The organism is Marinifilum flexuosum (assembly GCF_003610555.1).
GTDB classification, from domain to species: domain Bacteria; phylum Bacteroidota; class Bacteroidia; order Bacteroidales; family Marinifilaceae; genus Marinifilum; species Marinifilum flexuosum.
This window is the reverse complement of the sequence record NZ_RAPQ01000011.1, coordinates 166,057-181,601: the sequence shown is the minus strand read 5'-3', so window position 1 is coordinate 181,601 and position 15,545 is coordinate 166,057. Positions and strand designations below refer to the sequence as shown.

General features: G+C 37.8%; 9 protein-coding genes. 5 read left to right on the top strand and 4 right to left on the bottom strand.

The window, feature by feature from the left end; all coding sequences use genetic code 11:
* Positions 1 to 77: 77 nt before the first annotated feature.
* From BXY64_RS16920 to BXY64_RS16905, 4 genes are all read right to left on the bottom strand, one after another.
* Positions 78 to 1,712, bottom strand: coding sequence for a patatin-like phospholipase family protein (locus BXY64_RS16920; RefSeq protein WP_120241170.1), 1,635 nt, complete (start codon positions 1,710 to 1,712; stop codon positions 78 to 80).
* Positions 1,713 to 1,760: 48 nt separating this feature from the next.
* On the bottom strand, positions 1,761 to 2,513 hold the full coding sequence (locus tag BXY64_RS16915; RefSeq protein WP_120241169.1) for a hypothetical protein: 753 nt from the start codon (positions 2,511 to 2,513) through the stop codon (positions 1,761 to 1,763).
* A gap of 100 nt (positions 2,514 to 2,613) precedes the next feature.
* Entirely contained in the window at positions 2,614 to 2,985 is a 372-nt protein-coding gene (locus BXY64_RS16910) for a GxxExxY protein (RefSeq protein ID WP_120241168.1), read from the bottom strand.
* A 1,913-nt stretch (positions 2,986 to 4,898) separates the two neighbouring features.
* On the bottom strand, positions 4,899 to 5,639 hold the full coding sequence (locus tag BXY64_RS16905; RefSeq protein ID WP_120241167.1) for an HU family DNA-binding protein: 741 nt from the start codon (positions 5,637 to 5,639) through the stop codon (positions 4,899 to 4,901).
* 174 nt (positions 5,640 to 5,813) lie between these two features.
* On the opposite strand from BXY64_RS16905, the gene BXY64_RS16900 reads away from it, so the two are divergent.
* From BXY64_RS16900 to BXY64_RS16875, 5 genes are all read left to right on the top strand, one after another.
* Positions 5,814 to 6,803, top strand: a complete 990-nt coding sequence (locus BXY64_RS16900; protein WP_120241166.1) for a helix-turn-helix domain-containing protein — start codon at positions 5,814 to 5,816, stop codon at positions 6,801 to 6,803.
* A gap of 110 nt (positions 6,804 to 6,913) precedes the next feature.
* Positions 6,914 to 7,465, top strand: a complete 552-nt coding sequence (locus tag BXY64_RS21240) for a hypothetical protein (RefSeq protein WP_147376023.1) — start codon at positions 6,914 to 6,916, stop codon at positions 7,463 to 7,465.
* 636 nt (positions 7,466 to 8,101) lie between these two features.
* A complete protein-coding gene (locus BXY64_RS16885; RefSeq protein ID WP_120241163.1) occupies positions 8,102 to 9,652 on the top strand; it encodes a DUF4384 domain-containing protein in 1,551 nt (516 codons plus the stop codon).
* Positions 9,653 to 9,694: 42 nt separating this feature from the next.
* The gene (locus BXY64_RS16880) at positions 9,695 to 12,604 is read left to right on the top strand and encodes a caspase family protein (protein WP_120241162.1); all 2,910 of its coding nucleotides are present in this window, start codon (positions 9,695 to 9,697) and stop codon (positions 12,602 to 12,604) included.
* A 52-nt stretch (positions 12,605 to 12,656) separates the two neighbouring features.
* The gene (locus BXY64_RS16875; RefSeq protein WP_120241161.1) at positions 12,657 to 15,545 is read left to right on the top strand and encodes a caspase family protein; all 2,889 of its coding nucleotides are present in this window, start codon (positions 12,657 to 12,659) and stop codon (positions 15,543 to 15,545) included.

Here is a 15,545-nt window from a genome sequence, read left to right as displayed (position 1 = left end):
AAAATTTTTATTGGGGCTAGTTTGTAAAAATTGACCCAAACTATGGATGCATTTGAACGCACAAATACGAATCAATTCTACTCAGTGGTATCCACCATAAACATTGGATCCTTATTAAAAGCCGTCCAATCCTTTTTAAGGGCCTTGTACATCTCATCCAGGCCTTCACCTTCTATCCCACTCTTTTTCAGCTCTAAAATGTATTTCATCAAGTTGTAACAGGTAGTAAACTGGCCACAGGCAATCAAGGAATTCATTCTATCCAGCTTGATATCTTCCTCGCTCCACCATAGTGTTGTTGGGGCTTCCGAAGCAATCATAGCAACGGTTTTCAATTGTTTTTTAGGAGTAGAAATTTCTTCATTATTTTTCTTTTCCCCATTCAATTCACCAATTACCGAGCTAATTCTTCGGTTTTTCAGAGCATCTGAAGAGTACAGCAGCTCATAATTCAGGTACCTGATCTGTTTCAGAAAAACGTTATTAATCATTTTGGCGCCCGATGTGGCACGTTCTATCATCATTCGCTTTACCAGGTCAATATCCAAACGCTGGAAAGATTTCACTTCATCCAGAAGCGACTCCGGTACATTCTTTCTGAATACCGCTTTGAGCTTGCGTACGATATCATTCTTTACATGCCCCGCTATGGCTCCTATTAAAGTAAAACTTAAACCAACTCCCGTAAATACACCTCCTACAACGTATAAGGATGCCCACTCTCTCCCCTTAATCAGCTCCAAAGAATTGATAAGCATGATGAGAATACCTGCCAACAACACAGACCAATACAACCAGTGAACACGAACATACTTTAAAAGGCTCTTGGCTTTCTCTTTGATCGACATTTTAGTGGTATCCTTGGTGCTTTCGGCTTGCCAGGGCTGCATATCGCTACTACCCACATCGTTTACTATGATCAAATCCAGTGGCTTTTGGCGTTGCTTGGAATTGCTGATGTTCACCATACTCCCAATGCCCTGGTTGTCAACAATTCCTCCATCCATCACACCAACACCATGACAGAAGTCAGGCAGACGCTTTAAAGCCTTGTAGTGTGGGTCTTTTTGATCGCGGATATAATCGTCGGGGAAAACCAAGGGCTCGAAACCAATAGGAAAACAAGAGGATGAAGCCACAATATCCGCCAATTGTACCTTGGCACTTACCTGGTTCATTTCGGCACAGCGCAAATTGCCATTTCCAAACACGCCCACGTTCTGAAAACGGAAAGCTTTGCCATACGAAAACTCGGTGGCGTTGAAACAAACATGTTTCAGACTTGGGGATGTACTCTTTTTAAACATGCCAAACTCTCCCTTGAAAATGGGCATATCGGCATAGGTCAAAGCAAAGGCATTGATGAGCGAAGGCTTCTTGTACGGATGTTTCGCCCAAACTTCGGCGGATTCCAGCTTGGCCACTGCATGCTCTACCAGCCTATCCTTATCAGGCACAAAACTCTGATAAAAAGATTTGTAGAAAGTATGGAAGTCGAAATTCTCTTCCTGAACAGCCTTTGCATAGGCCACTGCCAGCAAAGAACCTCCACTAACCGAACTTACGGCCTCTACATGGCTCAATAAGGACTCGCCTTGGTAACTAATTTTGTTTAGGTAGGACACAACGCCCAAGGAAAAAAAAGTGGCGCGATATCCTCCACCGCTAAAACACAAGCCGATGGATTCGAATGGGGTGATTGGGGTTTGCATAAGTAGTTTCTTTTTAAATATTTTTGAGAAATGGTAACTTTTATAATCTTATTCCACGATATAAGTTTGTTCAATATCCAGCTCTAATTCAACCCCATCCTCTTTTTGCCAAATTACAGTACCACCCCACTTCTGAACTCCTCTTTTATTGGTTTTGAATCGAACAATCCCTTCTCCTTCTAGACCATATTCAACCAAAGCATTCTCTATTTTATAAATCGGATGTCGAGTGGTATCTACTGCCGTTAAAAAGACTCTGGCTTCATATGTTTCACCCAGTTTAAGTTTATTTCTATCAGAAACTATTATAGGACGAATAAGATTAAACTTAAAATCTCCCCAAGTCTCTTCTGCAATTACATTTTCAATAAGAGTAGTGTGGAATGTTTTCAAGAAAAGAACTGTCATTTTTCTTTCCTGCCTAGTAAGTGACTTACCCAATAGAATATCATTAATGCAAGATTTGCATTTTTTAAACTCATCCTCTAGGTATCCATGATTCAGTCCAGGTTCAACCATCTTGTAATAATTGAATACAATTTCCTTGCTTTTATCACCATGACCATCGGTAAGCAACAGTTCTGCTTCAAGTGCATCAAAGCGCTCTTTTAGGCCCTCCACATAATCATACAATCCCATATATTTTACAGGATTTACCATATACTTCAAATGAAAATCAGATAACAGCAAATGGTACTTGTTATCAATAAAGCTTTCTTGTAGTTCAATCTGCTTTTGAATATTGGAGTTTGGCTGGCATCCAAACAAAAGAAGGATGAGTAGAATTGGAAGGTATTTCATGTGTAATATTCAATTTACTAATGATACTAAATTTCCTAACAAGAACTAATGACTACAGCAATACAGAACATACTTCTATGGAGCCTTTTAAAATCATGTTTCAAGACTTGTTATTGTGTACTCGTTTATGCTGTAAACTTTTCGATCCAAAATTAATTAGCAAACCAATCTCTAAACCATATGCCTCTACATAGTTCATTGCCTGTGCCAAATGAACATCCTCTAAATTGACCAATGCCTTTATTTCAACCATTATTTTTTCTTCTACAAAAAAGTCTACTCTCCGAGTGCCTATATTGTGACCTTTATATTCCAGTTTCATTTCATGTTCACGAGAAAAGTTAATTCCCTGCATTTTCATTTCGATGGACAATGCTCGCTGATATACAAGCTCCTGAAATCCATTCCCAAGATGTTTGTGTACCTCCATGGCACAACCAATGATTTTGTATGTTAGTTCTTCGTGTTTCATAACTTATCGTGAACTATAAGTATTTCTTATGCTTCTTATTTTGTCTTGAACCATGATTTGTTTTGATTAACTTGATTTCATGATTCTAACAAAATCAAGCCATCCCACAATCCTTTAAAATCATGGTTCAGACATTTTTAGCAAGTGTGAATTTATAAACAATAATGATTAAACAAAAAAATTACGGCAATAATTATGAGAACCCTAGAAATACTTTATTAAGAACTGTGCTATAAAAACTACTCCCCAAAGAATCCCCTCGCTACCGCACGAATCCCTTCGTGTGATATTCATCAACAATCATCACAAAACCTTTCAGCAGAAAAAGCACCAACAACCCCAATGGTTTCGGTGCGCTGCACCTATGTAAAACTTGCGAATGGATCTATAAAGCTTACGTAGCTCTGCTGCTTCTTTTCCTTAAGCCTTTAGGGTTAATTATGGTGCAGAGCACCCGAATATTTATAGACAGTTTGACAATGCAATACAAAGTAGGTACAGCGTACCGATACCTAAGCACACAATTACAGCACGAAACGAAGTTGGATGAAATTAATTCTTTCGCATACTAAGCAACAGTTTCTTCAATAAAGCACCAACAATACCAATGATTTGGGTGCGCTGCACCTATGCAAATATATTGCGAATGGATCTATAAAGCTTACGCAGCTCTGCTACTTCTAGCTTTTCATGAATTAATCCTTAATTAGGTGCAGAGCACCCAAATATTTATAGATACTTAGACAATGAAACACAAAAAGGTACAGCGTACCGATACATTTGCACACATGCACAGCACGAAACGAAGTTCGATGAAATTAATTCTTTCGCATACTAAACATCAGTTTCTTCAATAAAGCACCAACAACTCCAATGGTTTCGGTGCGCTGCACCTATTTGAAAATATTGCGAATGGTTCTATAAAGCTTACGCAGCTCTGCTGCTTTATTCATTAAGTCTTAAGGGTTAATTATGGTGCAGAGCACCCGAATATTTATAGATAGTTTGACAATGCAATACAAAGAAGGTACAGCGTACCGATACCTAAGCGCACAATTACAGCACCCTTCGCTACCGCACGAATCCCTTCGTGTGGTATTCATCAACAATCATCACAAAACCTTTCAGCAGAAAAAGCACCAACAACCCCAATGGTTTCGGTGCGCTGCACCTATGTAAACATATTACGAATGGATCTATAAAGCTTACGCAGCTCTGCTGCTTTTTTCCTTAAGCCTTTAGGGTTAATTATGGTGCAGAGCACCTTAATATTTATAGACAGTTTGACAATGCAATACAAAGTAGGTACAGCGTACCGATACATTTGCACACATGCACAGCACGAAACCCCTCGCTACCGCACGAATCCTTTCGTGTGGTATTCATCAACAATCATCACAAAACCTTTCAGCAAAAAAAGCACCACCAACCCCAATGGTTTCGGTGCGCTGCACCTATGTAAAAATATTGCGAATGGATCTATAAAGCTTACGCAGCTCTGCTGCTTTTTTCCATAAGCCTTAAAGGTTAATTATGGTGCAGAGCACCCGAATATTTATAGAAAGTTTGACAACGAACAAAAAAAGGTACAGCGTACCGTTACCTAAGCGCACAATTACAGCACCCTTCGCTACCGCACGAATCCCTTCGTGTGGTATTCACCAACAATCAGCATAAATACGTTCAGCGAGAAATATGCTAAGCATCTTTGAGATGCTTAGCATGTCACAAAAATACTCCCCAAAGAATCGACAGTCTATTAGCCTAATACCTCACGCTCGGGTATTACTATACCGCAGACCGGATTAGCCTAATACCGCACACTGGGGTATTATAATACCCGACAGTCGATTATAAAAAAAGAGGCCTCTCCAAAAAAGGAAAGACCTCAACAGTGAAAGCATGTAGACAAATTATGCATCCACTTCAAGTAGATAGTCGAAAACAAATGTTCTTGGTTCTTTCAAGAATACTTTAGAAGAGCTATGCTGCGTAACAACTACCAAACGATAATCCCCAGCAGCCAAATCGGCTGGTACAACAAAACTGAGTTTTGAAGGTGAATTGGTAGAGATATGTGTTGCAGGAATTAAAGTTTCATCTTTGGTATCCTCCTTGATTAACTTGATACCTATTCCCTCTTTGTCTCCTTCAACCTTAATGCGTGTTCCTTCAACATTAACCGGAGCACCAGGGGTAAGCTTTTGGTTGGTTGTTCCCGAAGCAACATCGATTACAGAGTTAATTGCCATTGGCGAAGCAGCCATTCCGCGAACATTTACCGTGCATTTTTTCACTGCTTTTCGCAATTCGGCAGTAGGTGTAACATGTACCGAAAGAGCATGTTTTTCACTATCCCACTTGGCATTATCGCCAACAAATACACCATTTACATTCAAATGAAAATAGCCTAGTCCGAATTGAACTGAAGCTCCATTGCAGATTTCCTCAATGGCGATATTCTTTAAAATATCGATTGCTGCGCGCAAAGTATTTTCACTAAAATCGGTTCTTCTCGATACGGCAATGTCCACCAAATCATCTTCGTTAAACGATAGACTGGTAACTACTCTTGCAAATCGATCATCTTTCTTCTCTGTGATCGACAAATCGTGTAATTCAAGCATTACACTGTTCTTTTCTTTTACTTCCATGAGCAAATTATTTTAGTTAGTTAAAAAATACCAGAATTAGCACTTCAATGCCGTATCTGATTAATTGTGTGATGTTTTTATTGCCCCTACGCAATAAAATAAGTTGTATGAAGTTAAGTAAGAATAGCAATCGATACTTTAACAATAGGGACTAAAAATTCAACAATCGGTACCATGAGCCATTTTAATAGGGAGATGTCAACAGAAAAGTCTATGAGCAAGGAAGAATATCTTTTTTTATTGAAGGACTTCTACAAAGATTTGAATCTCCCTTACAAGTATCAGGATAGGAATGAGAATCACTTTCGATTGGAACGAAAGTGTTTGCCGGGCATCAGCTTAAACTTTGTGGAGTTTCTTGTGCCTTATAATCTTAGGTATCTTAATCCAGATCATGAACCCATATTTAGCATTGGTTTTATGATACAAGGGCAACTGGATTACATCATTCATCAAAGAAAATATTCCTTCAATACAGGCCAAAACAACATTATTGTGGTTCCGAATGAAGATCGCCCTTCCCTACTGTTCAAGGCCCACACCTTTTACTCTTATCGTTCCTGTATTTTTGAAAGGGAGTATCTTGAACATCTATTCAGTCGCTACCCCGAAAAACTGAAAGCTTTGTATTCCAATTACCAAAATGGCAAGTACTCTACCCTAAAGCCTGACAACCTGATCAACACAAGTGAAATTCAATTCATCATCCAACAAATTGACGGTGAGTTTGCCAAGCCACAGCCAGATGATTTATACCTGGAAGCAAAAATATTGGAATTGCTATCCTTACAGATTCAATCCTTTACTTGCGAAAATTTCGCTGCATTGAATTTGAAAGCATGCGATCGGGATAAAATTCGAGAAGCGGAATTTCTGCTTACCAAAGATTTAAATCAAGCCTATACCATCGAACAGTTGTCACGGGAAGTTGGTCTCAATACCAAAAAGCTAAAAATGGGTTTCAAGAAGATTTTTGGAAACACCATTCATGTTCATCTTTTGGAACGTAAAATGAAACGAGCCTGCCATCTTTTGCTAAAATCAGATCTAAACATCGCCGAAGTCGGGCTGGAATGTGGATATGATAATGCTTCGCACTTTTCTACGGCCTTTAAAAAGCAATTTGGGGTGAGGCCGCTGGATTTTCGGAGGGGGAAGTTGTGATGTAAATTTAAACTATTATTATGCTATTATAGCATAAGTTTTTTAACTTTATATGCTTCCAATTGGAAATGATACACTTGATTACATTTAATACAAAAACTAATCACATAATGAACAAAAATACTAAGGTCATAGAAAAGTATTATGAACAAATAAAAGCGAATATTGAATTGGGGCTTTCTCCTGCTGATTTTGCGAACAAGTGTGTGTCCGACTATGTTTTGATTCAAGACAACGAAATAAAAAGGAAAAGAGAAGAGAGAGAAAAAAAGAAGAAGAACAAAATCATAAAAAAACAGAAGGAACAAGCTAAGACCAATATACAAGAGCGAGAAAAAGATCTCGCCAGAACCATCCTTTATACTAAAAAAATGGTAAAGCCCATAACAAATACCTCAGAGATAGATTCTAAAAACGCAAATATCAATCCCGAACAAAGGAGAGCTAATAAAATTGCCAAGCTAAACATAAATTCATTAAGCTCCAAAATGCATGTAACAGATGAGGTAAAGGACTTGGGAAGATTATCAACGAAAGAATTCGATAAAAATACTGTTGAAGGGGCTATAAACTCTTTAAAAATGGCATCGAGAATGCTTGATTTAATGCGAGGTGGTGATGATGATAGCGATGAGGACTATGATGATGATATTGATGAATAATCTTTCTCGAAATTTTGAAGATGTATAAACACACTTCCAGCATCCCTAAGCTGTTAGACATATAAACCAACACCACACGAATTCAATCCTACATTTTGAAACTGGCAAAGATGATCTCAATCACCAGGTACTATAACTATACTCAACCACTGAGATCACAGAGGAACACAGAGGGATGATTCATATGGGGCAGTATACTTAATGAAAAGCGGTAAGGTATTATTAAATCTGAAAATAATGAGTTTACAAGGAATAAGTATATTTATTTCTCTGTGAAACACTGTGTGCTCTGTGGTCAACTTAAACGATGCTAAATTGGATTAAATGCAAGCAAGTTCAGTTCAAAAAATTCCGAATTTGACTATCCAATCAAACTCTCTCTCCAGATGCAAACAAAGCTCTCTTTTCACTTATTTATCAAAGCGAGCATTACGACTATTCTAAAGTGCATCTCAGCTATCCAAACCCTTCAATTTAAACGTACTCTAAATTTAAAAACCAGCAGTTTAAGCACTTCATAAATCAGTAAATTTATGATTCATACCTAAGGCATGTAAATGATGCTAAAAATTCATACAAATAGGTAGTGAAGAAACCTAAACAACAGCATTCAGCAGCGCTTAAATTTACAAGACTATGAATCAAAAAAATCTCAAACTGATGCGTTCCAACATACATATCCATCTGAAAAAAATTATGGCTTTGCTACTGCTTAACTGCAGTGCTTTTATTGTTTTTGCACAAACTCCTGATTGGATCAATTACAGTTCCCGTCAACTAAAGTATTCCAATGCACAGTATTACACAGGATATGCAGAAAACAGTTATCCCAAAAAGGAAAATCCACACAATTTTCTGGAAAAGCAGAAAGAGAAAGCTGCATCCAACCTGAGTGAAAATGTTCAGATTCGAGTAGAATCTTTAACAACAAATTTGTCGCAACAGAAAAACAATGAGGTTTCATCCTATTTTAAAAATTCAATTGCAACCTACTCCAATGTTGACCTGGTAGGACTACAATATCTTACACATATCGATAAAAAAGAGAAAAAGGTATATGTGCTGGCCTATCTTGAAAAGCAAGCATTAAACAAATACTATCAACAGAAATTACAATCAGAAGTTACAAGACTTGATAATTTGATTCAGAAAGCAGAATCATTTTTCCAGGCATCAAATACAAAACAGGCTAAAATTGAACACTCAAATGCTTTACTTCAAGCCAACAAGTGCAATTCTGTTCAAGCATTACTTTATGCAAGCAATACAGGTTCCAGTACAACATCACATACCGAGAAGTTGATTCAATTGAATCAAAGATTGAATCAATTATTGATAAAAATTGAAACAGGAGAAAAGCGTTCCATAAACGATTTGGCCGCTCTACTATCCGAGAAGATTATAAAGGGAATTCCCAATCATGCACAACTAAAAATAAGCTATCCAACTTATGCCGACACAAAGTTTACCAGTCCATTCGCCAAACGATTTTCTCAAGTATTGCAACAGGAATTAAGCAATAAAGGGATTAGCATTCTAGAAAACCCTGATCACAACACCCTTCTACTTAAAGGAACTTATTGGGAAGAGAGCGAAAACATTAGGGTATCCCTAGCTGTAAGTGATGTGAATGGCAAACTAATCTGTGCTGATGAAAATATCATGAACAAGCAATATCTAATCGATAAACAGATTAGTTACAAAGCCGAAAACTTTAGCGATGCCTACACCCGAATGCAGCACTTCCGAAAAGATGAAATGCTCAGCGGTGACATGATTCTTGAGCTTTGGACCAATAAAGGTGATGAGAACCTATTGTTCCAGGAAGGAGAAAGATTGAAGCTTTTTGTAAGAGTTAATACGCCCTCCTATTTGCGAGTGATTTACTACCTGGCTGATGGCTCGAAAGTATTGCTTTTGGACAACTATTACATTGATCAAAGCAAAATCAACAAGGTGGTTGAAATTCCTGATGAATTTGAATGTGCAGAACCTTTTGGCTATGAAACATTGCAGTTGTCTGCGCAGACCAAAGCATTCAAGTCATTGCAAACCCAAGTTCAATACGGATACCAATTTATTACAGAAAGTACAAATGCCATAATGGCCAATACCCGAGGCTTTAAAAAAGTTAGCAGCGCGGATAAAAAAGCCGAAGTTCGATTGAACATGACAACATATCGCTAAACCATTTTCTGGATTTAAAACCTCTCTTTTTCACAATAGACCATGAAAATAAAAACATTGTTCTGGATATTCTTAATTGCGCAACTCTTATTGGCTGATTTTAATGTGGCAGCCCAAAGTACTGTACCTAAACTGCGATTGAATCCTGAAATGCACTTGACAAAGATAGCTCGCATAAAAATGAGTACCGATGCTCAAGGGAAATACATTCTTACCGTGGCCTGTGATAAAACTGCCAAACTGTGGGATGCAAATACAGGGAATTTAATTCGCACCTTCCGTCCTCCCATCGGCTCGGGTTTCGAAGGTTCACTCTGGGCTGGTGCAATTAGTCCCGATGGAGAAATTGTAGCTGTTGGAGGTTTTACGGGCTTAAGCTGGAATCAGTCAACTTCAATTTATATATTCAATCGATCAACAGGCAAATTAATTCAATCTCTATCTGGCCTTAACACTGTAGTTACGGATATTGAATTTTCTCCCGATGGTAAGTTTATGGCAGCTGCACTAATGGAAAAAAGTGTGGAAATCTTCAAATCTTCCATCATTGATGGAAAAATTAAATGGAGCAAACTAAAGAGTTTGAGTGGCTATGGTCCTGAATTAATAAACAATGTAGCCTTTTCCTCTCACGGTAAACTTGCAAGTATATGTGACGATGGAAAGATTCGTATTTACGACAAGTACTTTAACTTAATCAATGAAACCACAGGAACAGGTAATCTGCCTTACACAATATGCTTTTCACCAGACGAACAAAAAATAGCTATAGGATACATGGATACCCCAAAGTTAGATGTCTTTTCTGCAGCAAACCTAAATTTACTATATCGTCCAAGTTTAAATGAAATTGATCTGAATGAAGGCGTAAGCTATGCTGTTTGTTTCTCTACAGACGGTAAGTATTTATATGTTGGTGGCATTTATCCCAAACAAACAAATGGAGATTCATGGAATGTAATTCGAAGATGGGACAATGCCGGACAAGGCAGCTATACGGATTATCCGGTATCTCTTGACAATTCGGTAATGGAAATCAGAATTGCAAGGAAAGATCCAACACAATCCATTCTCTTTGGAGGTATATTCGCCCAACCTTATATAAGCAAAATGAGTTTGTCAGGTGATATAAAGTATTCCAAATCAGGTAATTTTTATGATTTTATAAATTCTGATTACGATCATCTCATGATCAATGATACTGGAGATGAAATTGCCTTTACACCAGCAAATGGATCCCCCACTTCATTTTCCCTTAAAAACCGAAGACTAGGAGAATTTGAATATTTATCGGATTATAAATCCTATTCGGATAACGAATCTGGCATATTTATTACAGATTGGGACAATACCAAACATCCTAAAATTAATGGTAAGACTACTAGTTTTCTTGGAGAACATGATACAAGCATTTCAACCGATATTGCAGACGGAGGTGAAAAGATTGTATTCGGTGGGAATACACAAATTTACTGCACCGATAAGCTTGGGCATAAAATCTGGGAAACTCCGGCACAACTAAAAAGTGCATATGCAGTAAATATCAGTGGAAACAACAAGGTAGTTGCTACTACACAAGATGGTGGAATTATTACTTGGTATAGCATGGCAGATGGAGAGCTTTTGCTCACACTATACGTGGATCCCAAAACTCAAAAATGGATTCTATTTACTCCTTCCGGACTTTTTGATTGTAGTCCCGGGGCAGAATCCCTTGCAGGATGGCACATCAATCAAGGAGCCGATCAAGAAGCTAAATTTTATCCTTTGAGTCAGTTCTACGAAAAATACTATACCCCAAATCTTGGAGCACGTATTCTTGGAGGTGAAGACATACAATTTGAGAATGTTCTGGCAGATTTAAAACTTCCACCTCTGGTTGAAATTTTGACTCCTCGAGATAATGAAATCAGCTCCAAGAAAGAAGTTGAAGTAACGATAAAAGTTACCGACCAGGGAGGTGGAATTGATAACATTCAATTGTACCTAAATGATAAATTGGTAGAAACCTCCCAACGTGGTTTTAAAACCATCAAGAAAAATGGAGAATCAAAAACCAAGACTTTTCATATTTCCCTGGTAAATGGAAAAAACAAGATTCGCGCTACTGCCTTTAACGAACAAAGAACAGAGAGTATTCCTCACGAGATTACTGTGTTCTACGAAGGAAGTTCATACAAATCCGATTTGCACCTATTGGCAATTGGGGTCAACCAGTATAAAAATCCACGCTACAAACTTAACTATGCCGAAGCTGATGCCAGTGGTTTTCTCAACGAGATCAAAAAAGGATCGGGTGATGTATTCGAGAATGTAAATATTACTTACCTGAAAAATGAGGAGGTTACTCGTACCAGGATTTTACAAGAGTTTGAAAAACTAAAGCAAACAGCCAAACCAGAAGATGTTTTTGTTTTCTACTATGCAGGACACGGTGTAATGAGCGAAGAAAAGCAATCGCAGTTCTACATTGTACCCTATGACCTTACACAAATTTACGGAAACAATGAATTGCTTCAATCAAAAGCTGTTTCGGCCAACGAATTGCAAACTTTTGCAACCAAGCTAAGGGCCCAAAAGCAAATGTTTGTGATTGATGCTTGCCAAAGTGGTGGTATGACAGAACTGTTAGCCTCTCGTGGTGCAGCCGAAGAAAAGGCCATTGCTCAATTAGCACGTAGTACGGGAACCTATTGGCTGGCCGCAAGTAATTCGGAACAATTCGCTACAGAAGTTTCAACATTGGGTCATGGTATATTCACATATGCCATATTACAAGGCTTAAAAGGTCAGGCCGATAGTGGCTCAAAGGACAGGAAGATCACCGTGCAAGAATTGGATGGTTTTCTAAATGATAAAGTTCCTGAGCTGTCGAAAAAATACAAAGGAGAATCCCAATATCCAAACAGTTATGGATATGGTCAGGACTTCCCTCTTGTAATCATTAAATAATAACGAATATTTTCATGCATTTGGAATCAGCATTCCTTTACCCAATAAACTTATGAAGACAATAAAGCTATTTTGGATTTGTTTAAGCATTTGCCTTTTCTTGCTTAATTTTAATCTGTTTGCACAAAGTACTGCTCCCATTTTACGATTGAACACGGAAATGCACACAGCAAAAATAAATAGGATCAGTACCGATGCAAATGGTAAATTCCTTTTCACGGTTTCTGGTGATAAAACAGCCAAATTGTGGGATGCCAAAAGTGGAGAACTGATTCGAACTTTTCGTCCTCCTATAGGTCATGGTTTCGATGGCAAACTTTATGCGGGAGCAATAAGTCCCAATGGGCAAATTGTAGTAGTTGGCGGATATACAGGAAAAAAGAATGCACATAAAAACATTTACATTTTCAATCGAGCAAACGGAAAACTTTTGCAGCGTTTACCAGAACATGAAGACGTAATTTTTGATATCGAGTTCTCACCTGGGAACAGATATTTTGCTGCTACTCTTGGCAGTGGAGGTATCGTAATCTACAGGTTTGAATACTCCAAAGTGAAATCAAAATTTGTCAAGCATAAATTCCTAGACGGATACAAATCACGTTCCTATAATGTTGCCTTCTCTCCTTCCGGAAAATTTGCCAGTGTATGTTTAGATGGTAAAATTCGCCTTTACGATAAGAATTTTACCTTGATTAAAGAATGTATGGGTGCAGGCAAACGTCCTTCTTCCATCTGCTTTTCGCCTAACGACAAAAAAATAGCTGTAGGATATACAGATTCTCCCAAACTTGAAGTTTTTTCTGCATCAGACTTAAAATTACTCTACAGTCCAAAATTAGGCGAAATGAATAAGAATGGAGGGTTTGGCTATTCTGTTTGTTTTTCTGCCGATGGAAATTATTTATATGGTGGAGGTAGATATTCCAAATATATAGATGGAAAGTGGAATCATATAATCCGTCTATGGACCAATGCAGGTGAAGGCTGTTATACAGATTATCCTGTCTGTAACAATTCAATTATGGATATGAAATGCTTAGGGTCAGGCTATGATCAAGCATTATTATACGGTGGTTATCAACCTGATCTTGGCAAGCTGGATGCCTTTGGGAATATAAACTACTACAAAGCAGGTGAATTGAATGATTTTGCAAATTCCCAGTACAAATATTTTAAAATAAATAATACAGGAGATGAAATTTCCTTCAAGCCGAGAGGTGGAAATGTTATTTGTTTTTCAGTTAGGAACAGAAAACTTACAACTGATGAAAATCACTCTGATTTAAACCTCTATACTGACAAACAATCCGGCACTTTAGTTACTGAATGGCAAGATTCTTATCAACCTAAAATAAATGGCAAGTTAACTCAACTGCTCAAAGAATATGAAAGGTGTCGTTCAACGGACATTTCCAATAGAGGCGATAAAATCGTTTTGGGAGCTAGTTGGTATATTTACTGCACAGATATTTTAGGAAATCAACTTTGGGAAGCGCCTACACAAGGTGCAGCATGGTCTGTTAACATTAGTCAAAATGATAAAGTTATTGCTTCCACACAAGAAAATGGCCTCATAAACTGGTACAAAATGCAAAATGGAGAACTCTTACTAAGTCTCTTAGTCCATCCCAAATCACAAGAATGGATAATGTACACACCGTCAGGTCTATTTGATTGTAGTCCTGGAGCTGAATCTCTTGCCGGATGGCACATCAACCAAGCTCCTGATAAAGAAGCCAAGTTTTACCCTTTGAGTCAATTCTACGAAAAGTACTACACTCCAAATCTTGGGGCACGAGTTCTTGGGGGTGAGAATATCAATTTTGGTAATGATTTATTGGCCAATATAAAGCTTCCTCCTCTTGTGGAAATCCTAAGCCCGGAAAATGCTCTTGAAAGCAATAGCAAAAAGATTCAGGTATCAGTGAAAATTACGGATCAAGGAGGTGGTGTTGATAATGTTCAATTGTATTTAAATGACAAATTAATAGAGACTTCTCAACTTGATTCTAAATTAGCAGATACAAATGAACAGTCAGTAACAAAGACCTTTGATATTGCCTTAGTACATGGAGTAAACCGAATTCGTGCGACTGCTTTTAACAAGCAAAGAACGGAAAGTATTCCACAAGAGATTACTGTTTTCCATGAAGGAAGCATTCAAAAAACCAACTTACACTTATTGGCCATCGGTATTAACGAATATAAAAACCCACGCTATCAACTCAACTATGCCGAAGCGGATGCATCAAGCTTTCTTAACGAAGTAAAAAATGGTTGTAATGATGTATATGAAAATATTAGCATTACTTATATCAAAAATGAAGAGGCAACCCGAACAAGAATTGTACAAGAATTTGAAAGATTAAAAAATACTGCTCATCAGGAAGATGTATTCATATTCTACTATGCAGGGCATGGTGTAATGAGCGAAGAAAGTAAATCGCAGTTCTACATGGTACCCTATGATGTTACTCAAATGTATGGAAACTTATCAATGCTTCAATCAAAAGGCATTTCTGCCAATGAATTGAAAACTTTCTCCACAAAATTGAAAGCACAAAAACAATTGTTTATCATTGATGCTTGTCAGAGTGGCGGTATGACCGAGCTTTTGGCATCGAGAGGTGCTGCAAAAGAAAAAGCCATTGCTCAATTGGCCAGGAGTACAGGAACGTATTGGATTACTGCCAGTAAGTCGGAACAGTTTGCAAGTGAGTTTGCCTCATTGGGCCACGGTATTTTCACCTATGCCATATTGCAAGGCTTAAAAGGCCACGCTGATGGTGGATCAAAAGACAATAAGATTACAGTAAAAGAATTGAGTAGATTCTTAAATGATAAAGTTCCAGAACTATCAGAAAAATACAAGGGAGAAGCTCAATATCCAACCACATATGTATATGGACAAGATTTCCCGATTGTAATTGTTAAGTGA